This window comes from Devosia sp. YR412 (assembly GCF_900110945.1).
Lineage (GTDB): Bacteria > Pseudomonadota > Alphaproteobacteria > Rhizobiales > Devosiaceae > Devosia.
In genome coordinates this window covers 257,474-282,839 of record NZ_FOFL01000003.1, presented here as the reverse complement: position 1 = coordinate 282,839, position 25,366 = coordinate 257,474, and the positions used below count along the sequence as shown (strand labels likewise).

Annotated in this window: 18 protein-coding genes; 3 read left to right on the top strand and 15 right to left on the bottom strand. The window is 62.3% G+C overall.

Annotated features, from left to right (window positions below; translation table 11 throughout):
- Window positions 1-92 precede the first annotated feature (92 nt).
- From BM045_RS12560 to BM045_RS12545, 4 genes are all read right to left on the bottom strand, one after another.
- Window positions 93-1,160: a quaternary amine ABC transporter ATP-binding protein gene (locus BM045_RS12560; protein WP_348271250.1), complete on the bottom strand. Its 1,068-nt coding sequence runs from the start codon at window positions 1,158-1,160 to the stop codon at window positions 93-95.
- Window positions 1,161-2,000 carry an ABC transporter permease gene (locus tag BM045_RS12555; RefSeq protein ID WP_244523003.1) on the bottom strand — a complete coding sequence of 280 codons (840 nt, stop codon included), beginning with the start codon at window positions 1,998-2,000 and terminating at the stop codon, window positions 1,161-1,163.
- A 152-nt stretch (window positions 2,001-2,152) separates the two neighbouring features.
- The gene (locus BM045_RS12550; RefSeq protein ID WP_092183771.1) at window positions 2,153-3,181 is read right to left on the bottom strand and encodes a glycine betaine ABC transporter substrate-binding protein; all 1,029 of its coding nucleotides are present in this window, start codon (window positions 3,179-3,181) and stop codon (window positions 2,153-2,155) included.
- A gap of 259 nt (window positions 3,182-3,440) precedes the next feature.
- A complete protein-coding gene (locus BM045_RS12545; protein WP_092183769.1) occupies window positions 3,441-4,463 on the bottom strand; it encodes a glycine betaine ABC transporter substrate-binding protein in 1,023 nt (340 codons plus the stop codon).
- Between the two features lie 229 nt (window positions 4,464-4,692).
- Between BM045_RS12545 and BM045_RS12540 the strand changes: the two genes are divergently transcribed.
- The 3 genes from BM045_RS12540 to BM045_RS12530 all read left to right on the top strand — a co-directional run bounded on the left by BM045_RS12540 (window position 4,693) and on the right by BM045_RS12530 (window position 7,006).
- The gene (locus BM045_RS12540) at window positions 4,693-5,895 is read left to right on the top strand and encodes an ABC transporter substrate-binding protein (protein ID WP_092183767.1); all 1,203 of its coding nucleotides are present in this window, start codon (window positions 4,693-4,695) and stop codon (window positions 5,893-5,895) included.
- Window positions 5,896-5,972: 77 nt separating this feature from the next.
- Complete coding sequence (locus BM045_RS12535; protein WP_092184187.1) at window positions 5,973-6,389, top strand: VOC family protein; 417 nt, start codon at window positions 5,973-5,975, stop codon at window positions 6,387-6,389.
- Window positions 6,390-6,445: 56 nt separating this feature from the next.
- Complete coding sequence (locus BM045_RS12530; RefSeq protein ID WP_092183765.1) at window positions 6,446-7,006, top strand: dihydrofolate reductase family protein; 561 nt, start codon at window positions 6,446-6,448, stop codon at window positions 7,004-7,006.
- Window positions 7,007-7,059: 53 nt separating this feature from the next.
- On the opposite strand, the gene BM045_RS12525 is transcribed toward BM045_RS12530, so the two are convergent.
- From BM045_RS12525 to BM045_RS12475, 11 genes are all read right to left on the bottom strand, one after another.
- Complete coding sequence (locus BM045_RS12525; RefSeq protein WP_092183763.1) at window positions 7,060-8,343, bottom strand: branched-chain amino acid ABC transporter permease; 1,284 nt, start codon at window positions 8,341-8,343, stop codon at window positions 7,060-7,062.
- Window positions 8,340-9,344: a branched-chain amino acid ABC transporter permease gene (locus tag BM045_RS12520; protein WP_092183761.1), complete on the bottom strand. Its 1,005-nt coding sequence runs from the start codon at window positions 9,342-9,344 to the stop codon at window positions 8,340-8,342. The genes BM045_RS12525 and BM045_RS12520 overlap by 4 nt, the downstream gene beginning before the upstream one ends.
- A 3-nt stretch (window positions 9,345-9,347) precedes the next feature.
- Entirely contained in the window at window positions 9,348-10,052 is a 705-nt protein-coding gene (locus BM045_RS12515) for an ABC transporter ATP-binding protein (protein ID WP_092183759.1), read from the bottom strand.
- Window positions 10,052-10,834: an ABC transporter ATP-binding protein gene (locus BM045_RS12510; protein WP_244522986.1), complete on the bottom strand. Its 783-nt coding sequence runs from the start codon at window positions 10,832-10,834 to the stop codon at window positions 10,052-10,054. The genes BM045_RS12515 and BM045_RS12510 overlap by 1 nt, the downstream gene beginning before the upstream one ends.
- A gap of 179 nt (window positions 10,835-11,013) precedes the next feature.
- Window positions 11,014-11,388 carry a methylglyoxal synthase gene (locus tag BM045_RS12505; protein ID WP_092183755.1) on the bottom strand — a complete coding sequence of 125 codons (375 nt, stop codon included), beginning with the start codon at window positions 11,386-11,388 and terminating at the stop codon, window positions 11,014-11,016.
- 179 nt (window positions 11,389-11,567) lie between these two features.
- A complete protein-coding gene (locus tag BM045_RS12500) occupies window positions 11,568-13,325 on the bottom strand; it encodes a methyl-accepting chemotaxis protein (protein ID WP_092183753.1) in 1,758 nt (585 codons plus the stop codon).
- Window positions 13,326-13,685: 360 nt separating this feature from the next.
- Window positions 13,686-16,133 carry a methyl-accepting chemotaxis protein gene (locus tag BM045_RS19180; protein ID WP_244522985.1) on the bottom strand — a complete coding sequence of 816 codons (2,448 nt, stop codon included), beginning with the start codon at window positions 16,131-16,133 and terminating at the stop codon, window positions 13,686-13,688.
- A 180-nt stretch (window positions 16,134-16,313) separates the two neighbouring features.
- Window positions 16,314-18,332, bottom strand: coding sequence for a methyl-accepting chemotaxis protein (locus BM045_RS12490; protein WP_244522984.1), 2,019 nt, complete (start codon window positions 18,330-18,332; stop codon window positions 16,314-16,316).
- Window positions 18,333-18,563: 231 nt separating this feature from the next.
- Complete coding sequence (locus BM045_RS12485) at window positions 18,564-20,591, bottom strand: methyl-accepting chemotaxis protein (RefSeq protein WP_170848492.1); 2,028 nt, start codon at window positions 20,589-20,591, stop codon at window positions 18,564-18,566.
- Window positions 20,592-20,879: 288 nt separating this feature from the next.
- The gene (locus BM045_RS12480) at window positions 20,880-22,967 is read right to left on the bottom strand and encodes a methyl-accepting chemotaxis protein (protein ID WP_092183747.1); all 2,088 of its coding nucleotides are present in this window, start codon (window positions 22,965-22,967) and stop codon (window positions 20,880-20,882) included.
- 207 nt (window positions 22,968-23,174) lie between these two features.
- Complete coding sequence (locus BM045_RS12475; RefSeq protein ID WP_244522983.1) at window positions 23,175-25,253, bottom strand: methyl-accepting chemotaxis protein; 2,079 nt, start codon at window positions 25,251-25,253, stop codon at window positions 23,175-23,177.
- Window positions 25,254-25,366: the final 113 nt, after the last annotated feature.

Here is a 25,366-nt window from a genome sequence, read left to right as displayed (position 1 = left end):
ACGGACGTGCTGACTGCCACCTAATCAGCCCATATGACAAAGCGGTGACAATTCTGCCGCCCTCGGACGGCAGGGTTAAGCCTATCCTACCACTAGCCGATGCCAGGCGTGTAGCGCGCCAACGCCTTGATCACCTGCTTGGCGGTGACGCGGCCGATCTGCCTTCCCTCCTGATCCACCACGCCAACCCATTGATGCTCTGCAAAAAGCGGCAGGACGTCCTCGCAGCGGGCATCCTTGGAGACAGACGCCTCGCAGGGCTCGTGCTCGCCCTTTTCCATGATCGAGCGGACGTGGATGGCACGGGCCTTGTTCACCTCGCGCACGAATTCCTCGATATGCTCATTGGCCGGCCGCAGCACGATATCCTCGGGCTTGCCCTCTTGCTGCACCGCGCCATCTTTCAGCACGGCGATGCGATCACCAATTTTCAGCGCCTCGTCGAAATCATGGGTGATGAACAGGATGGTCTTGCCGAGCGACTTCTGCAGTTCGATCAACTGATCCTGCATGCCTGAGCGGATCAGTGGATCCAACGCCGAAAAGGCCTCGTCCATCAGGATGATCTCGGTATCGAGCGCCAGCGCGCGGGCGAGACCGACGCGCTGCTGCTGTCCGCCTGACAGCTGACGCGGCGCCGAGTTTTCATAACCCGAGAGGCCAACGATCTCGATCCATTTGGCCGCTTCCTTCAGCCGCTCAGCCTTGCCGACGCCGCGCACCTCCAGCCCATAGGCGACATTCTCGATCACCGAGCGATGCGGCAATAGGCCAAACTTCTGGAACACCATGGCCACCTGGCTGCGGCGATAGGTGCGCAGCTCGGGCAGACTCATCTTGAGCACGTCGCTGCCATTGACCACAATCTCGCCGGCGGTCGGCTCGATCAGCCGGTTGACGTGGCGGATCAGTGTCGACTTGCCCGAACCCGAGAGGCCCATCACCACGAAAATCTGGCCTCTGGCGATATCGAGCGAGACATTGTCGAGCCCGACCACGTGATTGGTCTCGGCCTGCACCTCGGTCTTGGATTTTCCCGACTGCAGCAGGTTGAGCGCGTGCTGCGGATTGTCGCCGAAGATCTTGGTGACGCCGCGCATGGCGATGGCCAGATCGGATGTGGTTTCACCCTGCTGGAGAATGGGATTCATCGCGTTCATTTAGCGTGCCTCCGCCAGGCCGATACGACCCTGCAATTGTTTGCCGAAAGATTGGGTGACGCGGTCGAAGATAATGGCCAGAGCCACGATGCCGAGACCCGCGAGCAGGCCACGACTGATCTCCAGCCGCCCGATGCCCTGCAGCACCTGATAGCCCAGCCCGCCGGCGCCGATCATCGAGGCGATCACCACCATGGAGAGCGCCATCATCGTGGTCTGGTTGATACCGGCCAGGATGGTCGGCAGCGCCAGGGGGATCTGGACGCCGAACAGGCGCTGGCTCGGATTGGTGCCGAAGGAGCGGCTGGCTTCCATCACCGCCGGATCGACCGAGCGCAGGCCGAGATCGGTCAGGCGCACCAGGGGCGGCGCGGCATAGACGATGGTGGCAATCAGCGCCGGAATCTTGCCGGGTCCGAAGATCATCACAGTCGGGATCAGATACACAAAGCTCGGCAGCGTCTGCATCAGGTCGAGCACCGGGGTGAAGATCTTGCGGACATTGAGCGAGCGGCTCATCCACACGCCAAGCGGGATCGACAGCACGATGGCGGTAATCGTCGCCGTGATCATCAGCGCCATGGTCGTCATCGCGTCCTTCCACAGCGTCATCACGCCAAGGAACAGCAGCGAGACCAGCACCACCGCTGGCAGCTTCCAGCTGCGGGTGGCCAGCCAGGCAATACCCGTCAGGATTGCCATGATCAGCCACCAGGGCGTGGCAATCAGCAGGTCTTCGATGGCTTTCAGCAGCATCAGCAGGGGATAGGCAGCCGCCTCGAATTCGTCGCCCCAATGGCGCACGACCCAGTTGAGGCTATCGTCGATAGCCCGGCGCATGGGTCTGGTATCAAACAGTTCAGGGAACACGCGTCTTCTCTTGTCTGGAATTGGCGCGCGATGCCGAAGGGCGTTCCTCGGCGCTCTCGGGCATCACGCGAAAGGCGGCCGGATCGAAACCCGGCCGCGCGATATCTCTTGTCAGCGGAAGATCAGCCGAGGCTGGCCTTGACCTTCTCGGCCACAGCCGGGGAAACCCAGCCGGTCCAGAGGTCCTGCTTGGTCAGCAGGAAGTTCTGCGCGGTTGCGGCGGCATCGGCCTGGTTCTCGTCGCCATAGACCAGCAATTCGCTGATCTCGGCATTGCTCAGGCCCACCTTGGCGAAATAGGCGGCAACTTCCGGCGCCTCGTCCTGCAGCCAGGCGGCAGCGCCCACCACGGCAGGCGAAGACGGATAGGCGGTTATGCCAGCCGGCTCGACGCAATCGGGATCGGTATTGCAGACATAGACCTCCGGCTTGGTCTCGCCGAGATCGAGCTGCACCGCGTCATACTTGCCGAGGATCGCCGTCGGGCCCCAGTAGTAGAAAAGGATTGGCTCTTCGCGGGTAAAGGCGCGGGCGATGGACGCATCCAGCGCACCGCCCGAACCGGGCGAGAACAGGTTCCAGCTATCGGCCACGCCATAAGCCTCATAGAGCGCCGAGGTCGACAGCTCGCAGGCCCAGCCCGGCGGGCAGGAATAGAGCCGGCCCTTGGCGGAATCCTCCGGATCGGCAAACAGGTCCGGCCGCGCCAGCACGGCTTCGGCCGAGGTCAGCTCGGGATGCTCTTCCTGCAGGTAGCGCGGGATGAACCAGCCTTCCACCGTACCATCGGTGATGGCATCGCCCAGCTGCACCACATCGCCAGCTTCAAGGCCTTCGGCCCAGGGCTGTTCGACGGCGCTGGTCCACAGCTCGGGCGCCACGGCCGGCGTGCCGCGCGTCAGCATGGACGAGGCCGTCGGAACGGTATCGCCGGTGACGATCTCGACGTCACAGCCGAAGCCCGTTTCGAGAATGGTAGCATGAATATGCGCCAAGGCGGCCGCGGAGGGCCAAGTCATCTCGGCAATGTCGATGGTGCGGTCGGTGCCGCAGGCGGGCGCATCAGCCTCCTGGGCGAGCGCGGGAACAGATGCTGCCGACAATAGGGCAACGGCAATCGCGGCGGCAATGCCACCGGACTTCAATATCATCAGGTCGTCTCCTGGATTTTTGCGATGGCCGGACCATAGCGATGGCAATACAGCACTGTCAAATCAGCCAATACTTGGCAGATGACTGTAAAATATCGCGATTTTTTCTTGGGGCGCCAACTAGTGAGTACTGTGACAAAACTGTCGGCGCAGAAAAACTTTCTCAAAAATCGCACAGCAAGTTATGTCAGCACCACTGACCAAGCAAAAAATATTTTGTCGCCGCGATTTTGCCGCAGAATAGCCCAGCTTCCGGCGATCAGGGCGCGCCTGCGCCGACCCAGTCGCGCCAGAGATTTTCTTGCGTGGCGACGAACCGCTCCGCCACACCCTCGACGGTGGCACCCGGTTCGCTGAGCTGCGCCAGCAGGCTGTTCATCGTGCCGAGCGGCATGCTGGCGCGCTGGAAGTAGCCGGCGATCGCCGGAATATCGGTAAACACCCATTCGGCCAGCGCAATCACCGTGGTGTCGCTGGCAAAGGCACTGGGCTGTGGACTGGCACAAGCCACTTGCGCCAGGCAGCGTGCTGCCTCCTCGTTGTAGTCCCCCATGTCCAGCGCCACAAAATTGAGCTGCGCCAGCACCGGATTGGGCTGCCAATAATAGAACAGCACCGGCTGGCGCAGATTGACCGCCTCGGCGATCATCGTGTCCATCTCGAAGCGATTTGCCGGCTCGACCAGCTCCACCAGATTACCCAGCCCCCAGGCCCTGACCAGATTGCGGTTGATCACCGCGCAGGCCCAGTCGGCCGGGCAAGAGATAAAGCGCAGCTTACCCAGCGCCGGCAGGGCCGCCGCAAGACCACTGGCTGCCTGCAGCTCGGGATGTTCGGCCGCCAGATAGTCCGGCATGAACCAGCCTTCGAACTGGCTTTCCACATAGCTCTGCGCCGCAGGCCGCAGCATCTGCGCTTCGATACCGGCATTCCAGACGTCGGCAATGCGATTGACCCACATTTCCGGCGCCACCGCCGGTTGGCCGGTCGAACCCATGGATGAACCCGTGGCCGCCAGATCGCCCGGCGCAGTGGAAGCCTCGCAGCCAAACTCCTGGCGCAGCAGGCGAACATGGATTTCAGCCAGCAATTCGGCCGAGGGCCAGGCCATGCGCGCCACGGTCAAGGGCTGCGTGCCGCAGATCGGCTCAGGCTCGGCCACAATTGCCGGTGGGCCTGCCGCATCCTGCGCCTGATCGAGCACGGTGAATTGCGCTAGGGCCGGCCCTGCGGCAAGCGTTGCGACCATCAGCATTGCCGCGCGTAAAAGCCCTGCCGTCATGCTGATCTCTCCCTCACCGAACCGCTCCACTCTATGCAAAACACTGTCTCGTTAAGCAACCGCAGCAGAGCCCGGATATCCCTATCAATTCCCGGTGACTCCGGCTCAACAAATGTGCAACAGTCCCCTCCAGCGAGGCGCGGGTTGCGCCTCCTTATCGTGTCGTTCCGTTCGAAAGACTGGCTCGGGCAAGGGCCTCTCGACGGTGCGACCCAGCAGAGGGACACATATGCTCAATCTCAAGAACACCCTGGCTCTGGCCGTTGCCGCTTCGACGCTCGCCGTCGCCGCGCCCGCCATCGCACAGGACACCGGTGCTACCATCGGCTTCATCGGTGGCTTCACCGGCCCGATCGAATCCCTGACCCCGCCGATCTTCGCCGGCGCCGAGCTGGTCGTGAAGCAGATCAACGAGCAGGGCGGCATCCTGGGCGGCGAGCTCAAGCTCATCTCCGCTGACGGCGCTTGCGATGCGACGGCCGCTGCCGCCGCTGCCGACAAGGTCATCAACTCGGACAACGTCGTCGGTGTCGTCGGTGCACTCTGCACCGGTGAAACCATCGGCGCGTTCAACGGCTCGGGCCTCTCGGGCAATGTCGTGTTCATCTCGCCGGCCTCTTCGGCTCCGGCCCTGACCACGCTGGAAGACAGTGACCTTGTCTACCGCACCACCCCGTCCGACGCGCTGCAGGGCGTCAAGCTGGCCCAGCTGCTGCTGGCCAAGGACGTCAAGGACATCGCCATCACCTATGTCAACAATGACTACGGCAAAGGCTTCGCCGATGCCCTGTCGGCTGCCTACACCGCCGGCGGCGGCACCGTGGCTGCCAATGTCGCCCATGAAGAAGGCAAGGCCGACTACCGCGCCGAGCTGGGCAACCTGACCGCCTCGCAGAACCTGGTGATCCTCGCCTATGCCAACGCTTCGGGTAACACCGTGCTGCGTCAGGCCGTCGAATCCGGCAACTTCACCACCTATGTTGGTGGCGACGGCATGGTTGGCGACGACCTGCTCTCCGGCATCGACGCTGCTGCTGTCGAAGGCCTGATCGCCACCCGCGCCGGCGCCCCGACCGGTGCTGCCGTCGACATCTACAACGCCTTCACCAATGACGGCTTCGTCGCCAACGCGACCTATGCCCCCCAGGCCTATGACGCCGCCTTCCTGCTGGCTCTCGCCATCGAGAAGAACGGTTCGGCCTCGCGTGACGGCCTCTCGGCCGCCCTGCGCGAAGTCGCTTCGGCTCCCGGCGAGAAGATCCTGCCCGGCGAATGGACCAAGGCTGTCGAGCTGATCAAGGCCGGCACCGACATCGACTATGAAGGTGCCGGTGGCGCGCTCGACTTCGACGCCGCTGGCGACGTTGACGGCATCATCGTCGAACTCGCCGTCGAAGGCGGCAAGTTCGTCGAAAAGGGCCTGATTCAGTGATCTGATCGGCTCGAATGTTCGAAGGGCCCGGGAGCGATCCCGGGCCTTTTTCGTTGAGGCTGGCAAGGAGCATGCTCATGGAACCGCGCGTCAGCCTCGTCACCCTCGCCGTCACCGATCTCGCCCGCAGCATCGCCTTCTACGAGGCGCTGGGCTGGAAGCGTTCAATGAAGGAGGCCGAGGGCGTCGCCTTCTTCCAGCTCGGCGGACTGATCCTGTCGCTCTATCCGGACCTGGCGAAGGATGCCGGCACGCCAGACCGCAAGGGGCCCGGCGCCTTCTCGCTCTCGCACAATGTGCGGCAGGAAGCCGATGTCGATGCCTTGGTCAAAAAACTCGTGACAGCTGGCGCGTCGATCACCGCCCCAGCCCGCGCCATGCCCTGGGGCGGCCGCGTCGCCTATCTGGCCGACCCGGATGGCTTTCTCTGGGAGATCGCCTGGAACCCCGACTTCCCCATCGCCGCAGACGGCACCATCAGCATGCCGGGCTAGCCCGCTTGCAGTCTTGAGCCGGTTTGCTAGCCTGAACGCAGTGATGGGAGGACGTCATGGCCAGACTGCAATATTCGATCAACATCACGCTGGATGGCTGCTGCGATCACCGGGCCGGCGTTCCCGATCCGGAAATGCACCAGTTCTGGGCCGATGTGGTCACAAGAGCCGACGCGTTGCTCTATGGCCGCATCACTTATGAGATGATGGAAGGCGCCTGGCGGCCGATGGCCGAAAGCGGCACCGTCCCCGCGGACATGGCCGATTGGGTGCTGCCCTTCGCCCAGTCTATCCATGCCGCCCGGAAATATGTCGCTTCCACCACCCTCAATCAGGTCGACTGGAATGCCCGGCTGATCGAGGGTGATCTCAAGACGGCCATCGAGCAGCTCAAGCGCGAGGAGGACGGTGTCATCTCGTTAGGCGGGGTGAACCTTGCCGGCCAGATTGCCGCAATGGGCCTGATCGACGACTACATTCTGGTGGTCCACCCGCGCATTGCCGGCCACGGCCCGACCCTGTTTGCCGGCCTGCCGTCCTATATCGACCTCAAGCTCACCGCCCAGCGCACCTTCGCCTCCGGCGCCATAGCGCTGACCTATGAGGCGAAACGATAGGCAAACGAAAGGGGCCCGTCCGAAGACGAGCCCCTGATAGGCATCTGGATCAGCTAGGCGTCGCGTCGCACCACTTCGGGGATCAAGCCCTTGGGCGCGTATCTGAGCGCTATGGTGATCACGAGGCCCAGCACGAAGACGCGCATCTGGGCCGAGCGGGATTCGATCTCGGGGATCGCGCCCCAGCCGACATTGGTCGACCAGTAGCTGACGAAATCGAAGATCACCTTGGCCAGCGGTTCGGAAACCACCCAGACCAGCCAGATCAGGATAGCGCCAAACACCGCGCCCCAATTGTTGCCGGCGCCGCCGACGATGATCATCACCCAGATCAGGAAAGTGTGGTTGATCGGCTGGTAGCTCGAGGGGTCGAAAATCTGCGTGAAGCTGACCAGCATGGCGCCGCCAATGCCCATCAGCACCGAGCCGAAAACGAAGATTTCCAGCTGCCGCGCCGTGACATTCTTGCCCATGGAAGCGGCGGCGATGTGATTGTCGCGGATCGAGCGCATCATCCGGCCCCACGGCCCGGCATAGGCGCGCGAGATCAGCCAGATCGCAATGCCCAGCACCGCAAGCGCCAGCAGCAGGAAGCCGCCGCGGGCCAGCAACAGCGAGCTGAACTGGTCGGAGCCCGACGCCTGATAGGCCTGCGGCAATGGCGTCGGCCACGGTATCGGCGACACGGTCAGCGTGCCGCGGGTCAGCCAGTCCATGTTCTTGATCAGCGCCCGGATAATTTCCGAAATGCCGATCGTGGCAATGGCGAGATAGTCGGTGCGCAGGCCCAGCGCGATCTTGCCGACGATGAAGGCGATCACCGCCGCCAGCACGCCGCCGAACAGCCAGCCCAGCACCGGATGGCCACCCAACCCGCCGACAAAGCCGGCATTGGCCTCGATATAGGCGGCAGCCGGATCGATCTGGCTGCGATAGACGCAATAGGCGACAAACCACGCCAGCACGGTCACAAAGGTCTTCCAGCCGCCCTTGATGCCGATCTTGTCGCTCTGCCGCGCGCCATAGACCAGCAATGCGCCGGCCGCGAAAGCGATCAGCGCCCGGCCCAGCATCCAGGGGCCATCGGAGCCCCAGAACTGCGGATTGACCGGATAGGAGATGAAGGTCACGGCAAAGCCGCCCAGCATCAGGAAACCCATGATGCCGAAGTTGAACAGCCCGCCATAGCCCCACTGGATATTGAGACCCAAAGCGATCAGCGAATAGGCCGCCGCCTCCACCAGACGCGATGAAGTAAACGGCAGGCCCATGGCCCAGCCGATCACGAGGATCAGCACGAACAGGCCAGCAAACAGCGTGAGAGAACGCCGGATCATGACGAAGCTCCCTTGAAAATACCCGTGGGCCGGACCAGCAGCACCACGACGAGAATGACGAAAGCCACGGTCAGCTTATATTCGGTCGGAACGAAGGACAGCGTCGCCGGCAGCTGCGCCCATTCGGGCAGCACGCCATTGAGCGGCCGCAGCACCATGGTCCAGTTGAACACCGCCAGCGACTCGGCAAAGCCTATCAGCAGGCCACCGGCGATGGCGCCATAGGCTTGGCCGAGGCCACCGACGATAGCGGCAGCAAAGATCGGGATGATGATGTTGAAGGCGAGATCGGGCTTCAGCGTCACGTCCAGCGCCAGCATGGTGCCGGCCATGCAGGCCAAGGCGCCGGCGACAATCCAGGTTACCCGCACCACGAGCGCGGTATTGATGCCCGAGACCTGCGCCAGATCGGCATTGTCGGCCATGGCGCGCATCGCCTTGCCCAGCCGCGAGCGGGTCAGGAAGAAGTGCAGCGCCAGCACCGACACCACCGTCACGATGATCATCAGCAATTGCGGTTCGGTGATCACCAGCGGCCGGGTCGAGCCGAGCCAGGCCAGATCGACGCGGAACACATCCTTGGTCTCGGTCTCGAAGAACGAATAGGAGCCGGCGCCGAAGAACAGGCGGATCAGACCCTGCACCATCAGCGTCACGCCGATCGAAGCAATCAGCAAGATCACCGGCTTGGCACCACGCTTGCGCAGCGGTGCGTAAAAGCCCTTGTCGATGCCCAGCGCGAAAATCGCCGACATGACCATGGCAATCGGCAGGACGACGAAGCCCAGCGGGATCGGGGTGACAATGCCCCAGCTGGCAAACAGCGCCGCCAGCAGGAAGGCAAAGAAGGCGCCCGAGGTCATCAGCTCGGAATGGGCGAAATGGGCAAAGCGCAGAATGCCGAACACCAGCGTGATGCCGACAGCGCCAAGGGCATAGATGCAGCCCAGAACGGCGCCGGAAATGACCACCTGGTTGATGAAGAAAATGAGTTCGGTCACGGCTTAGCCCCCGAGGAAACTTTTGGCGACTTCGGGATCGGCAATGAGCTCTTGGCCCGTGCCGGTGAAGCGGTTCTGGCCCTGTGCAAGCACAAAGCCCTTGGAGGCGAAGGCCAGGGCCTGGCGCGCATTCTGCTCGACCATGAGAATGCCGACGCCCTCTTGGTTGACACGCACGATGGTCTCGAAAATCTCGATCACATAGCGCGGCGAGAGGCCCGCCGAGGGCTCGTCCAGCATCAGGAGCTTGGGCTTGCTCATCAGCGCACGGCCCATGGCCACCATCTGGCGCTGGCCGCCGGAGAGTTCGCCGGCCGGCTGGCGGCGCTTTTCGGCCAGCACCGGGAACATTTCATAGACCCATTGCATGGTCTCGGAAAAATCGTCCTTCCGCGTGAAGGCACCCATTTCAAGATTTTCCTCGACGCTCATCGAGGTGAAGACGTTCTTTTCCTGCGGCACAAAGCTCAGGCCCCGGGGCACCAGCTTGTCCGGCAGTGAATTGGCGATGCTCTCGCCGAGAAATTCGATGGTGCCGCCGGTGACCTTGAGCAGGCCGAAGATCGCCTTGAGCGTCGTCGACTTGCCGGCGCCATTGGGGCCGACGATGACGCCGATATCGCTTTGCTCGATGGCCATGTTGACGCCATTGAGGATCGGCGCGCCGCCGTATCCGCCGACGACGTGTTTGAGTTCCAGCAATGCCATTACGCCACCTCGACCGGAGTGCCGAAATAGGCTTCGACGATTTGTGGATTGGCCCGGATTTCTTCCATCGAGCCTTCGGCGATCTTTTCGCCCTGCGCCATGACGATCACGGGATCACAGAGCCGGCCGATCAGGTCCATGTCATGCTCGATGACGAAGAAGGTGTAGCCCAGCTCGGTATTCATCCGCTCGATGTTAGAGGCGAGATCGTTGAGCAGCGTCTTGTTGACGCCCGCAGCAACCTCGTCGAGCAGCACCACCTTGGCATCGACCATCATGGTGCGGCCCAGCTCGAGCAGCTTCTTCTGGCCACCCGACAGGTTGCCCGCCAGCTCGTTGCGCACATGGCCGAGCTTGAGAAAGTCGATGACATCCAGCGCCTTCTTGCGGACTTCCGTCTCGCGCGACCTGGCGAGGCCCGGCCGGAACCAGGCATTGCCTAGATATTCGCCCGGCTGGTCGCCCGGCACCATCATCAGGTTTTCCAGCGCCGTCATATTGGAGAATTCATGCGCGATCTGGAAGGTGCGCAGCATGCCGGTGCGGAACAGCTGATGCGGCTTGAGGCCGGTCACGTCATTGCCGTCAAAGATCACCGCGCCCTCGTCGGGCACGATATTGCCGGCCACGATATTGAACAGCGTGGATTTGCCCGCACCATTCGGCCCGATCAGCCCTGTGACGGAGCCGCGTCGCACCGAGAGCGAGCAGTTGTTGACGGCGGTGAGACCGCCAAAGCGTTTGCTGACGTTGCGAACGTCGATAACCAAGTCTGAGGACACCAAATCCGTCCCGTTCCTAATGCCATTTACCCGCGGTTCATATTCCGGGCTATTTTGAGGCATGTGCGCATAAGGTGACGCATGGGTCAACTTCGACACGGCGCTCTTGGCGCAAAAACGCTCCTGTGGAGCGTTTTTAGGGGAGAAGGCCATAAGGGCTGTGCCCGAATGGCGATGGGTCAGAGATAGGCGAGGACTGCGTCGGCTGTGGATTTATTGTTGGCGAAGGGCACATCGTAGAGCGTCGCCAGCCGGGTCAGTGCCTTGACGTCCACATCATGCGGCTGCGCCGAGAGCGGATCGATGAAAAAGATCAGCACGTCCAGCTTGCCCTCGGCGATCATGGCGCCGAGCTGCTGATCGCCGCCAAGCGGCCCGCTTTTCAGCAAAACGACGCTCATGCCCGTCGCCGCCATCACCCGGCTGCCGGTGGTGCCGGTGCCCCACAGGTCATGCTGGCTGAGCTTGTGCTTGTGGTGCTCGGCCCACACGCAGAGATCGTCCTTCTTGTCGTCGTGAGCCACCAGTCCGATGCGCGCCATGCCGCCCTCCATGCTGATGACTTCATGCCCGCTTCACCGCCCAAGGGCAATGGCAGGCAAAAACGATAGTGGCCCCGCCTGGACGCGGAGCCACCACCTAGCGGTTCGCCTGAAGGGAGCATCAGGAGAACCCTGGCGTTCCGGACAATGAGGGGAGGAAACCTCTGTCCGAAACGCGTTTCGCCTGGGGCCTAAAACTCGGCCCAATCCTGCGCGATCGCCGTATTGCCGACCGAGCGCAGCGCCGGCCTTGGCTTGGGCGCGGCAATCCGCGGTGCCTGCACCGGCGCGGCCTGCTCGATCTTGAAGATGTCGACGATATGATCGAGCTCGCTGGCCTGGGCCTCGGTCTGCTCGATGGCCGCATTGGTCTCCTCGACCAGCGCCGCATTGTGCTGGGTCATCTCGTCCATCTGCCGCACCGCGATCGACACCTCTTCGAGCGACGACGAAGATTCCCGGTTGGCCTGGGCAATCGAGTCGATCAGGGACGAGCTTTCCTGCGCGCCCTGCAGGATGTCCTGCAGCTTGCTGGCCACCTGCCCGACCAGCCGTGAACCCGCCTTGACCTCATTGGCACTGGCTTCGATCAAAACCTTGACCTCACTCGATGCCTGCGCCGCCGATTGCGCCAGGCGACGAACCTCGACGGCCACCACGGCAAAACCCTTGCCGGCATCGCCAGCGCGGGCCGCCTCGACCGAAGCGTTCAAGGCCAGAAGGTTGGTCTGGAAGGCGATGTCGTCGATCAGGCCGATGATGTTGGAGATCTTGGCCGAACTGGTCTCGATCGCTGTCATCGCCGCATTGGCCTGTTCCATCACCGCGCCGCCTTCGGTGGCATTGGTCGAAACCGCCTTGGCCTTCTGGCTCGCAGTGGCCGCGCGCGCCGCATTGTCATGCACAGCGCTCGATAGCTGTTCGACCGAAGCGGAGGTCTCCTCGATCGTCGCCGCCTGCTTGGTGGTGCGCTCGGAGAGGTCATTGGCGCCGGCGAGGATTTCCCCGGTCGCATTCTTCAGCGAGCGCGACGTGCTTTGCAGGCTGGTGACGATATCATGCAGCCGATCGATCGACTTGTTGAAGGCCAGCCGCAGCTGCTCGTACTCGCCGGTAAACTCGGTCTCGATCCGGCCGCTGAGGTCACCATCGGCCATCTTGCCAAGGCTCTGGCTGAGATGGGCAATGATGCCCTCGGCGCGCTTGCGCTCGGTAATGTCGGTGGCAAACTTGATCACCTTGACCGGCTTGCCCTGGGCATCGAGGATCGGATTGTAGGATGCCTGGATCCACACTTCCCGGCCGCCCTTGCCGAAGCGCTGGAATTCGGCGGCGACATATTCGCCGCTGCGCAGGCGATCCCAGAACTGGCCATATTCGGCCGATGCCGCATAGGCCGGGTCGCAGAACATGCGGTGATGCTTGCCGACAATCTCGTCCATGCGGTAGCCGACCGTGGCCAAAAAGTTCTCATTGGCCTGCCGCACCGTGCCGTCGAGGTTGAACTCGATGACGGCCTGGGCCCGCGAAATCGCGGCAATCTGCGCCTCGTGGTCGGCGGCCTGGTTTTTCTGCTCGGTGATGTCGGTGGCGAACTTGATCACCCGCATCGGTTTGCCGGCCTTGTCGAACACCGGATTATAGCTTGCCTGGATCCAGATCTCGCGGCCGCTCTTGGTGATGCGCCGATAGGCAGCAGCCTGATACTTGCCAGCGGCAAGGTCAGCCCAGAACTGCTTGTATTCAAGCGACTGCGCCTCGGCTGGATCGACAAACATGCGGTGATGCTGGCCGGCGATCTCGCTCAGCTCATAACCCAGCGCTGCCAGAAAATTTTCATTGGCGGTAATGATAGTGCCGTCGAGATTGAACTCGATCACCGCCTGGCTGCGCATGATGGCGTCTACTTTTGCCCGGTCGTCGCTATCTTTGCGTGAGAAAATACCCATCGAGAAGGCCCTCCAGCCTCTGCCCATGCCGCTTCTACGGCGCCCGGTTTGAAAAATTGCTTGAGGATTTTCGACGCTGCTGGTTGGGGTCTGCGCGCCGCCCGCGCAGAAATCCCAAAACCATGCCCGATACCCGCCAGCCCCGATGGGGCCAGATACTGGCGGTTGCAATCTCGCTGCTGATTGGGCCATGGCCGATCGTTCATCTGCCGCCACAGGTCCCCACCGGTGGCGAATGCTGAGTTGATCTGCGTCCCGATGGCGACCCTGCGCTGCAAAGGTTAACGGAAATCCAACAACCGGTGCCTGATAAAAAAAATGGCATCCGAGGATGCCATTTTATACGTATATTTCCGTAACTTAGCTGGCCTTGCGCTGCCCAAAGGCCTGTCGCAACCCGCTTATCATGCCTCGCGCATGAGTGTCGCGCTCCGGCAAATCACGTAGCGCAACGCCCAAAGTGAACACGCCAATCACCCGATCAAGCTCGGAGGCTTGAGCCTCGGTCTGCTCGATCGCGGCATTGGTTTCCTCCACAAGCGCCGCATTATGCTGGGTCATTTCATCCATCTGCCGCACCGCCACCGTCACCTCGTCGATCGAGGCGGCCTGGTCGCGGCTGGCCCGCGCAATGCCATCAAGCATGGCAGCATTCGTCCGGATTGCAGCCTGCACGCTGGCGATTTGCTCGGCGGCAATCGCCACCAGCTTGCTGCCGCCCTGCACTTCGCTGGCGCTCTGCTCGATCAGCGCCTTCACATCCGCCGAAGCCGATGCCGCCGATTGCGCCAGGCGCCGCACTTCCACCGCCACCACGGCAAAACCCTTGCCGGCGTCGCCCGCGCGGGCCGCCTCAACGGAGGCGTTCAAGGCCAAAAGGTTGGTCTGGAAGGCGATGTCGTCGATCAACCCGATGATGTTGGAAATCTTGGAAGAGGACTGGGTGATCCGGTCCATCGCCGCTGTCGCCTCGACCATCACCGCGCCACTGGCTTCGGCATCATTGGAGACGGCACGCGCCTTGCGGCTGGCCTCTTCGGCATGGCCGGCATTGTCGACCACGGTGCGGCTGAGCTGCTCGATAGCGGCGCTGGTCTGTTCGATCGTCGCCGCCTGTCGCGTGGTGCGTTCGGAGAGATCATTGGCGCCGGAGAGGATTTCGCTGGTCGCCGTCTTGAGCGCACCCGAGGTGCCGCGCAATTGCGTGACGATCTGACCGAGTTGCTCGGCCACGCCATTGGTATCGGTCTTGAGCTGGGCAAAGGCACCCTTGTAATCACCCTGCATGCGCTGGCTGAGATCAGCCCGTGCCAGGGCGGCCAGCACGTTGCCGGTTTCGGTCAGCCCGCGATCAACCGATTCCACCAGGTCGTTGACGTTCTGCGCCAGCAAGCGCAGTTCGGGATCGTTGAGGTCAGTCGCCACGCGGCCGGTGAAGTCACCGTCAATGGCCGCGCCGACCACCTTGCCGATGTCCTTCTGCAGGCCCTCGATGATCAGAACCTGGCTGGCGCGCTCGGCGCTCATGTCCAGCTCGGCCGTGCGCAGGTCGCGCATCTTGATGCCATTGCTGCGGAACACTTCCACCGCTTCGGCCATGTAACCGAGCTCGTCGGAGCGTTCGAGACCCGGCACCACGAGGTCGAGTCTGTCGCCGGCAATTTCGGCCATGGCATCGGTCAGCCGCGAAATTGGCCGCGTGATGGTGCGGGCGATCAAGACGCTGACAATGGCTGCCAGCGCGAGCAGCACCAACCCGATGATCAATAGCGAATTGCGCAGCCCGGCGGAGGGCGCGGAAATATCGGCTTCGCTTTCCAGCGCCACCACTGCCCAGTCGACACCGCCAAAGTTCAGCGGCTGGCTGGCCGCAACGAATGCCTGCCCCTCATGATGGGCCATGCCGCCCAGCCCTGCCGTGCCCGCCAAGGCGGCCGTTATTGCATCGCCCTGCAGCGACAGCGTCAGCACGTCATCGCCGGAGGTCTTGGGGGAATCATTGCGCGCCAGCCCATCCTGGCCGACGAGATAGGTTTCCCCGCTATCGCCCAGGCCCAGCGTGCGATCCAGCACTTCGCCGATGCGGCCCGTCGGCATCTGGAAGGCGATGACGCCAATGAGAAAGCCCTGGTCATAGACTGGCGACGCGATGAAGCTGGCCGGTGCCCCGGCGCTGGGGCCATAGGGCGCGAAATCGGAGAGGAAGACCTGGCCCTCTTCGGCGGCCATAGCGGAGCGCACCACCTTGCCCAGGTCGCTATCGGCCCAGGGACCGCCGCCCTCGGCGAAATTGGTGGCGAAATCGGCTTCCTTGAACACCGTATAGACATTGTTGAAATCGGTATCGAACAGGAAGATGTCGTAATAGCCGCGCTTGACCAGCAGGTCGCGGAAATCGGCATGCAGGTTCCGATGGTGCAGGTCATAGACCGGCAGCTTGTCCGAAGTGTCGAGCAGCATGCGCTCGCCGACCGGATTGGGGTTCTGCGTGATATAGGCGTCCTGCAGCAGCGCCGTCGGATCGCCCTGGCCCTTCAGCGAGCGCATGGCGCCCGAGAACAGGTCGATATTGGCAGCAATCTCCGCGCGCCCGGCGAACAGCGTCAGATCCTCGGCCACTTCCTTGAGATAGGCTTCGAGCGAGGATCGCGCATTCGCGCTCGCCGCCGTCAGGCGCTGCTCGGCCTGGCTGGTGACAATGGCATTGGAGGTGAAATAGGCGGCCAGCGCCAGGCTCGCTCCGGTGACCAGAGCAATCGCTACCACCATGGCTGGCAGTTTGAAGGCAAGTTTGAGCTGGCTGGTCATGAGGTCGTCTTCCGGAGTTGTGGCACTGCTGCCTTCGCCAAGGCATGCCCGCAGCTCCTCTTCCGCGGTCATGATGCGCGGCCAACATAGAAAGCATATGGTTAAGGAACCGCTTCCGGCCCTATCGCACAGGGGTCATGCGGCGGCCCGCCGAAGCTGGGCCGCTGCATTGCTCTAAGACTAGAATTCGTTCCAGTCGGCCGAAATCGCCGCATTGCCGTGGCTGAGATAGGACTGGGCCGCCGACTTGACCTTCTGCGCCGGTGCTGCGGCCGGAACCTGCCGAACCGAGCTACGCTTGCTGCTGTTCAGCGTGAACACATCGACTACGCGATCAAGCTCCGAGGCCTGCGCCTCGGTCTGCTCGATGGCGGCATTGGTCTGTTCCACTAGCGCCGCATTATGCTGGGTCATTTCGTCGAGCGTCCGCACCGCAATGGTCACCTCGTCGATTGCCGACGCCTGCTCCTTGCTGGCTTGAGCAATCGCCTGCATCAGGCTGGCATTCTCATTGACGGCATTGAGCATGGCCGCAAGCTGTTCAGCCGCATTAGAGACGAGCCGCGAACCGCCCCGAACTTCAGTCGCACTCTGCTCGATCAGCGCCTTCACATCCGACGAGGCGCTCGCCGCCGACTGCGCCAGACGCCGCACTTCCACCGCCACGACGGCAAAGCCCTTGCCGGCATCGCCAGCCCGCGCCGCTTCCACCGAGGCGTTGAGCGCAAGCAGGTTGGTCTGGAAGGCGATATCGTCGATCATGCCGATGATGTTGGAAATCTTCGACGACGAGGTGGTGATCCGCTCCATGGCTTCGTTGGCCTGGGTCATGGTCACGCCGCTCTGCGCCGCACTCTGCGACACCGACTGCGCCTTGCCATTGGCATCGGCGGCCATGCGGGCATTGTCCGCCACGGTCACCGCCAGTTGTTCCATGGCGGCAGAGGTCTCCTCGATTGTCGCCGCCTGCTTGGTGGTGCGCTCGGAAAGGTCATTCATGCCCGAGAGGATTTCGCCTGTCGCCTGCTTCAGAGAGCCCGAAATATGCTGGGCGCTGCCGACGATCTCGGTCAACGTCTCGGTCACAGCATTGGTATCGGTCTTGAGACGGGCAAAGGCCCCCTGATAGTCGCCCTGCATGCGCTGCGTCAGGTCGGTATTGGCCAGCGCACCCAGTACCTGGCCGGTCTCGCCGATACCGCGATCCACGGTGCCAACGAGGTTGTTGACGCTCTGCGCCAGCGCATTGAGTTCGGGATCGGGGAATTCGGCGGTGACGCGCTTGGTAAAATCGCCGGCCACCGCCGCATCGACCACAACGCCGAACGCATCCTGCAGCTCGGCCATCATCTGCTGGCGGTTTTTTTCGTCCTGCACGATGCGCGCGGCTTCCGCCTCGGTCATCGCGCTCATTTTCTTGCCAGTCTCGGCAAAGGTCACGATGACCTTGGCCATCGGCCCGATCTCGTCGCGGCGGGTCTGACCAGGAATTTCCACGTCGTAATTGGCGGCGCGGATCTCATCCATGGCTCGGCTCAGCGCCGCCAGCGGACGTGTGATACCACGGGTCGCCACCAGCATGGCCAGCAGCACCACCAGCACGATCGTGCCGAGGAACACGGCCGATACGGTCGTGATTATGCCGTTGGTCTCGGCGCTCATTTCGGTGATCGACGCCACCATGATGGCGGCATTCTCGACGATCCACGCCGACACATAGGCCACATATTCGTCGATCGTCGTATCGGCCTGCGCCAGCACGTCGCTGGCTTCGACAACCTGGCCACGATCGACCAGGTCCATCACGTTGCGCAGCATGTTGATGATATTGTCCAGCGTCGCCCGGGAACTGTCACGCACCTCTGCCGAGGCATTGGTCAGCGTCTGGATTTCTTCAAAGCGCAGGTTGAGGTCTTCCACCTGCACTTCGAAGGCCGCGCGCGTAGCGATCCGCTCAGGCGAGCCGGCCGAGACCGCCGCGTAATGGCTGGCCTCATACAGCATGAAGGCCAGGTTCGAATTGGTGCGGGCCACCAGCGTCTGGTTCATGCTGGCGTTGAAATAGCCGCCGTAGGTCGTGTCGGCAGCCTTGTAGTTGAAGGCCATGATGGCCACGCCGGCCATGCCGACGATGCTCAGCATGGCGATCAGAAGAACGATCTTGAATGAAATTTTTGCGTGATGAAGAAGCCAGGTCATTCGTGTCTCCAGTCCATTCTGGACCGTTAGATGGATGACACCGACTGGGCCGGGCTCCTCCGCCGATTGCACCAGCGTCAGTCCTGTCGATACGACAGCAGCCGTGACATATTCATGTTTAACATTTTCTGAATGGGGGGCTGCGGCAAGTCGTCCACCAAGTCGTTGACTGGACATAAAAAAACGCCCTCCGCGAGGAGGGCGCCTTTCATTTTACGAGCAGTCGAGCGGCTAGAACTCGCTCCAGTCGGTGGAGATCGCCGCATTGCCCTGGCTGAGATAGGCCTGTGCGGCGCGCTTGACGCCAGCTGGCTTGACCGGTGCGGCAACCACATTGCTGGTGCGGCGTGGCGCGGCATAATGATCGCCGGTGTGGAACACGGTGACGATCTCGTCCAGCGCGCTGGCCTGCGACTCGGTCTGCTCGATCGCCGCATTGATCTCCTCGACCAGCGCCGCATTGTGCTGGGTCATCTCGTCCATGGTGCGGACGGCGATATTGACCTCGTCGATGGCCGAGGCCTGCTCACGGCTTTCGCGGGCAATGCCATCCATCAGCTGGTTGTTGGAGCGGGCGGCATCGAGCATGGCCGAGAGGCGACCGGCCGCATCGGAAACCAGGCGCGAGCCCAGCCCCACTTCGGTCGCCGATTGTTCGATCAGCACCTTCACATCAGCCGAAGCAGATGCCGCCGACTGCGCCAGGCGCCGCACTTCCACGGCCACCACGGCAAAGCCCTTGCCGGCATCGCCAGCGCGAGCGGCTTCCACCGAAGCGTTCAAGGCGAGCAGATTGGTCTGGAAGGCGATATCGTCGATCAGCCCGATGATATTGGAAATCTTGCCCGAGCTGGCTTCGATCGCCACCATGGCGGCATTGGCCTTTTCCATCACCAGACCACCCTCTTCGGCGGTACGGGTCACGTCGGCTGCATTGACGCTGGCATCCTTGGCGCGCTGGGCATTCTGCAGCACGGTGGAGGCCAGCTGCTCCATGGCGGCCGAGGTCTCTTCGATCGTCGCAGCCTGCTTAGTAGTGCGCTCGGACAGGTCATTGGCGCCGGCGAGGATTTCGCCGGTTGCGGTACGCAGCGAACCCGAGGTGTTGCGCAGCTGCGAAACCACTTCGCTCAGCTTGTCGCCCACCGCATTGGTATCGGTCTTGAGGCGCGCGAAAGCGCCCTGGTAATCGCCGTCCATGCGCTTGGTCAGGTCGGTATTGGCAAGGGCCGTCAACACGCGGCCGGTTTCGTCCAGACCGCGCTCGACGGTAGCGACGAGGCTATTGACGCTCTGTGCCAGGCCATTGAGTTCGGCATCGGGGAATTCGGTCTCGACGCGGCGGGCAAAGTCGCCGGCAATCGCGGCATCCACCACCTGGCCGAAAGCGTCCTGCAGCTCGCTCATCATTTGCTGGCGCGCGGCCTGGTCGGCGATGATGCGAGCAGCTTCCGCCTCGGTCATCTGGCTAACCTTGAGGCCGTTCTCGCGGAACACTTCCACGGCGCGGGCCATGGCGCCGATCTCGTCGCGGCGGTTCTGGCCAGCCAGCACCACATCGAAGTCATTGGCAGCAATGCTTGTCATGTCTTCGGTCAGCGCATTGATCGGCTTGCCGATGGCGCGGGCGATCAGGCCACCCAGCAGCAGCACCACGACCATCACGCCCAGTGTGATCAGAGCGCTGGTGATGGCGGCCTGCCAGAAGATCGCCTGCACCGTGGTCATCAGCACGCCCGAGGCAATCACCCAGCCCCATGGCTCGAACGCCTGGGCATAGGTCACCTTGTCCTTGAACGTGTCATCCTTGTCCTTGAAGGCATAGGAGACGAAATAGGAGCCCTGGGCCTTGGCGGCGGTGATCATCTCGTCGAGATAGAACTTGCCATTGCCGTCCTTAACCTCCTTGCGGTTGGTGCCTTCCTTCTCCGGCTGGTAGCTGTGCATCACGTTGACGTAGTCATAGTTGTCGACGAACAGATATTCCTCGCCCTGGTAGCGCATGCTGCGCAGCACATTGAGCGCTTCGGCCTGCGCGGCTTCCGTCGTCATGGTGCCGGCCTGGGCCTGGTCGTAAAAGCTCTGCACAATGCTGGCGCCGGACTGGACCACTGACTGGATCTCCGTGCGCTTGAACTGATCAAGGCTCTGCCGCAGCGCATAAAGCTGGTAACCGACGACGGCCACGAAACCCAAAGCGAACACGAAGAGCAGGCTATACAGACGTCTGGCAATACTGCCGGTAAAAAGGTTAGTCACGGTGCGCTCCAGGTGACGGTTTGAGATGGGGGCCGAACGGCAAAGAGCCGCGAGCGAACAGGCAAGACCTGGCTCCGCGAGCTTTGACGGCAAGCAAGATTGGTGGGTGGGACGACATGCTACCTCATGCGACCCCGATTCCCGGCAGGGTCACGTGTTGTTATTGATGCGTCCGAATTCGATACTGTCTGAAGCTGGTTAATGCGTGGTAAAATACTAAACCACTGTCAGGAAATAAAAAGAGCGCCATAAGGCGCTCCTTTTTGCTTCGACGTTTACTGATGAATTCTAGAATTCAGACCAGTCGCTGGAGATGGCCGCATTGCCATGGCTGAGATAGGACTGGGCCGCCGAGCGCACCTTCTGCATCGAACTGCGCACCGGAGCCGCCGGGGCTGCCGCCGCGATCTGGCGGGTCGGCGCACGGCTCACCGTAGCATCCAGCGTGAACACGTCCACCACCCTGTCGAGCTCGGAAGCCTGCGCCTCGGTCTGCTCGATGGCAGCATTGGTCTGTTCCACCAGCGCCGCATTATGCTGGGTCATCTCGTCCAGCGTCCGCACGGCGATGGTGACCTCGTCAATCGCCGAAGCCTGATCCTTGCTGGCCTGGGCGATGGCCTGCATCAGGCTGGCATTCTCGTTGACCGCGTTGAGCATCGCCGCCAGCTGTTCGGCCGCATTGGAGACGAGGCGTGAACCGCCACGCACTTCGGTCGCGCTCTGCTCGATCAGTGCCTTCACATCCGACGAGGCGCTCGCCGCCGACTGCGCCAGACGACGCACTTCCACAGCCACCACGGCAAAGCCCTTGCCGGCATCACCAGCGCGGGCAGCCTCGACCGAGGCATTCAACGCCAGCAGATTGGTCTGGAAGGCGATGTCGTCGATCATGCCGATGATATTGGAAATCTTGGCCGAGCTGGTGGTGATGCGTTCCATGGCTTCGTTGGCCTGGGTCATGGTGAGCCCGCTCTGCGCCGCACTCTGCGACACCGACTGCGCCTTGCCATTGGCGTCTTCGGCCATGCGGGCATTGTCGGCGACGGTGGCCGCAAGCTGCTCCATGGCAGCGGAGGTCTCTTCGATCGTTGCCGCCTGCTTGGTGGTGCGCTCGGAAAGGTCGTTCATGCCGGAGAGGATTTCGCCGGTCGCCTGCTTCAGCGAGCCCGAGATATGCTGCGCGCTGCCGACCACTTCGGCCAGTTTTTCGCTCACCGCATTGGTATCGGTCTTGAGGCGGGCAAAAGCGCCCTGATAGTCGCCATGCATGCGCTTGGTCAGGTCGGTATTGGCCAGCGCGTCGAGCACCTGGCCGGTTTCACCAATGCCGCGATCGACCGTCTCGACCAGATTGTTGACGCTCTGCGCCAGCGAATTCAGTTCCCGATCCGGAAATTGAGCATGCACGCGCTTGGAGAAATCGCCGGCAATGGCCGCATCGACCACTTCGCCGAACGCTGCCTGCAACGCCACCATCATGTCGCTGCGCTCGATAGCACGGCGCTCGCTGGACAAGCGCTCCTCGTCACTCATGGCGCTGACCTTGAGGCCATTCTCGCGGAACACTTCCACGGCACGCGCCATCTCGCCCACTTCATTGCCGCGAGCGGTGAAGGGCACTTCGGTGTCGTAGTCGCCCCTGGCAATGGCCTTCATGGTGCGCGCCAGGCGCGGCACGGGCGCCATCATCAGGCGCGACATCAAATAACCGATAGCGCCAAGCACGATGAGCGCCACGGCACCGACAACCAGCAGCACATTGACGGTATCGTGGATCACCGCCTCGACCTCACCACGGTCGAGCCCGACGAACAGGATGCCGACCGGCTTGCCGGCCTGGTCGAGAATGGGCTGATAGGCCGTGTAATAGGGCTTGCCGACAATCGTCGCCTCGCCGAAATAGGATTGACCCGCCATCATGGCGGCATAGGCGGGGCTCGCCTGACCCAGCGGCGTACCGAGAATGCGCTGGCCATCCGCGCCGACAATCGTTGTCGTCATGCGGATGAAATCTTGCTGCGTCTCGTCCCAGGCAAAGATCGTTGCGGCTTCGTCGGTAATCCTGGCAATGGAATCGACGATCGTATGATCGATGAATTGTGCCGGCATGGCCCAGGCGTGAATACCGGCAATCTCGCCGCCATCGGTCCATTTGACCTCGGCACCCGGCAGGCTGCCCTGCAACACGGTCGCGGCGATCTCGAGGCTGGTGACCTGCGCCTCTGCCGCGCTCTCGCGCGCCGATGCGCTCAAATTGACATAGGTTGCGGCAAGGATCACCCCGACCGACACGATGATGGCAGAAATCACCAGCGTGGCGATCATCGTGGTGAGCTTGATATTGCCCAGAATATGTCCAGCGCGCTGCAGCATGCCAATGGCCCCATTAAACCCATGCTGCCACCTAAGAAAATAGGCGCGTTCAGCCCGATGAAATTATCATCGGGGGATTAACCAAGCGTTATTCATGACAGGACGCTCTCTATTGGTCCGCAAGCGGACAAATAGATCAGTATTTATACTGATAAATCTCCTCCGCGCATCTCCGGCGCAGGGGTCTATAGTATAGCGGTTGAAGCGTCAGAACTCATCCCAATCCGCCGCAATGGCGGCGTTACCGTGGCTCTTGAGATTGGCCGATGCCGAGGCCAGCCGATGCTGCAGGCCGCGCGCAGCCGAAGCCGGCGGGGTGGGTGCCCTGGCAACGCGAACCGGCGCCTCCTGCTGGGTGATGCGGAACACCTCGACAATGCGGTCGAGCTCCGTGGCCTGTGCCTCGGTCTGCTCGATCGCCGCATTGGTTTCTTCGACCAGCGCCGCGTTATGCTGGGTCATCTCGTCCATGGTGCGGACGGCCGTGGACACTTCCTCGATGGCCGAAGCCTGTTCGCGGCTGTCATTGGCAATGGATTCCAAGAGGCCATTGTTGCCCCGCGCCGCGTCCAGCATGGACTTGAGCTTGCCGGCTGCATCACCGACCAGCTTGGAGCCGGTCCTGACCTCATTGGCCGACTGCTCGATCAGCGCCTTGACGTCCGACGAAGCGCTCGCGGCAGACTGCGCCAGCCGCCGCACTTCCACGGCCACCACCGCAAAGCCCTTGCCGGCATCGCCAGCACGCGCTGCTTCCACCGAGGCGTTCAGCGCCAAAAGGTTGGTCTGGAAGGCGATATCGTCGATCATGCCGATGATATTGGAAATCTTGGCCGAGGACTGGGTGATCCGTTCCATCGCCGAGGTTGCCGCATCCATCACCTGACCGCCCTCTTCGGCGGTTTTGGTGACCTGCATGGCATTGGCGCTGGCCTCCTTGGCGCGCTGGGCATTCTGCATCACCGTCGATGCCAGCTGCTCCATCGCCGCAGAGGTTTCCTCGATCGTCGCTGCCTGCTTGGTGGTGCGTTCCGAGAGATCATTGGCGCCCGAAAGAATTTCGCCTGTCGCGGTCTTCAGCGAACCTGATGTGTGGCGCAGCTGGCCGATCACTTCAGTCAGCTTGTCGGCCACGGCATTGATGTCGGATTTCAGCGTGGCAAAGGCGCCTTCATAGTCGCCATGCATACGCTGGGTCAGGTCGGTGTCGGCCATCGCACCCAGCACCTGGCCAATTTCGGTGACGCCGCGATTGAAGGTCGACACCAGATTGTTGACGCTACCGGCCAAAGCATTGAGTTCTGGATCGGGGAATTCCACCGAAACCTGCTTGGAGAAATCGCCGGCCACCGCGGCATCCACCACCGCGCCAAAGGCCGATTGCAGCTCGCTCATCATCTGCTGCCGGTTTTCCTGGTCGGCAATGATCCGGGCCGCCTCGGCCTCGGTCATCTGGCTAACGCGCAATCCATTCTGGCGGAACACTTCCACGGCGCGGGCCATGCCGCCCACTTCATTGCCCAGTCCGGTATAGGGCACGTCGATATCGTAGTGGCCCTCGGCAATCGTCTCCATCGAATGGGCCAGCTTGGGGATTGGCCGTGTGATGACATTGGAGAGCACAAACCCGACGAGGCCCAGCGCTACGACCACCGCGCCACCCACCATCAGGATCAGGCCCAGCACGCCGTTGGCGGCGGCTTCGATCGCGGCCATCGGCGTACCGACAAAGATCGCACCCATCACCTCGCCGCTCATCTTTTCGATCGGCTGCAGGGCGCCAAAATAATCCACCCCATTGATCGGCAGCTGTCCCATGAAGGGCTCGCCGGCCATCAGGCTGGCAAACACCGGGCTGCTGGCATCAAGGGTGAGGTCGGCAACGCGGGTACCATCGGGCGCCGCAATGCTGGTGGTCTTGCCGACCAGCACCTGCGTCGCCGAATCCAGCACATAGATCGTCGCATCCTGCTGGGTGACGCGGGTCACTGAGTCGATGATTTCGGTGTCATAGAAGGGCGGCACCGCCCAGCTCTGGAAGGCATCCATGGTGCCTTCGGGGGTCCAGTTCAGCACCGAACCGGAAATCCGCCGCTCGAGAATGGTCGCCGCTACCGCCAGATTGGTCTGCTGCTGCAGCGTGCTGTCAGCCATCGAGCGCGCATGCAGGTTCAGGTAGATGGCACCCGATACGGCAGCAATGGACCCGATAATGGAGACCAGCACCAGAACAGCAATTGTCGTGGTCATCCGGATATTGCCGAACACGGCCGTAAGCATACGCATGGATCATTTCCCCCAAAGATCCGGACGCGCTCACTCCCGCGCATCCACAATCAATTCCGTCAAAGTTAGGACACAGCGGTTAACCGATTCTTCTCCGCCAAGCCTCGGGAGGG

Coding starts and splice junctions, on each gene's coding strand:
- BM045_RS12535 (WP_092184187.1), top strand. CDS start 5,973: ATGGAACCGCGCGTCAGCCTCGTCACCCTCGCCGTCACCGATCTCGCC.
- BM045_RS12540 (WP_092183767.1), top strand. CDS start 4,693: ATGCTCAATCTCAAGAACACCCTGGCTCTGGCCGTTGCCGCTTCGACG.
- BM045_RS12490 (WP_244522984.1), bottom strand. CDS start 18,332: ATGACCTGGCTTCTTCATCACGCAAAAATTTCATTCAAGATCGTTCTT.
- BM045_RS12480 (WP_092183747.1), bottom strand. CDS start 22,967: ATGCTGCAGCGCGCTGGACATATTCTGGGCAATATCAAGCTCACCACG.
- BM045_RS12475 (WP_244522983.1), bottom strand. CDS start 25,253: ATGCGTATGCTTACGGCCGTGTTCGGCAATATCCGGATGACCACGACA.
- BM045_RS12545 (WP_092183769.1), bottom strand. CDS start 4,463: ATGACGGCAGGGCTTTTACGCGCGGCAATGCTGATGGTCGCAACGCTT.
- BM045_RS12515 (WP_092183759.1), bottom strand. CDS start 10,052: ATGGCATTGCTGGAACTCAAACACGTCGTCGGCGGATACGGCGGCGCG.
- BM045_RS12530 (WP_092183765.1), top strand. CDS start 6,446: ATGGCCAGACTGCAATATTCGATCAACATCACGCTGGATGGCTGCTGC.
- BM045_RS12550 (WP_092183771.1), bottom strand. CDS start 3,181: ATGATATTGAAGTCCGGTGGCATTGCCGCCGCGATTGCCGTTGCCCTA.
- BM045_RS12525 (WP_092183763.1), bottom strand. CDS start 8,343: ATGATCCGGCGTTCTCTCACGCTGTTTGCTGGCCTGTTCGTGCTGATC.
- BM045_RS12560 (WP_348271250.1), bottom strand. CDS start 1,160: ATGAACGCGATGAATCCCATTCTCCAGCAGGGTGAAACCACATCCGAT.
- BM045_RS12500 (WP_092183753.1), bottom strand. CDS start 13,325: ATGGGTATTTTCTCACGCAAAGATAGCGACGACCGGGCAAAAGTAGAC.
- BM045_RS12555 (WP_244523003.1), bottom strand. CDS start 2,000: ATGCGCCGGGCTATCGACGATAGCCTCAACTGGGTCGTGCGCCATTGG.
- BM045_RS19180 (WP_244522985.1), bottom strand. CDS start 16,133: ATGACCAGCCAGCTCAAACTTGCCTTCAAACTGCCAGCCATGGTGGTA.
- BM045_RS12505 (WP_092183755.1), bottom strand. CDS start 11,388: ATGGAGGGCGGCATGGCGCGCATCGGACTGGTGGCTCACGACGACAAG.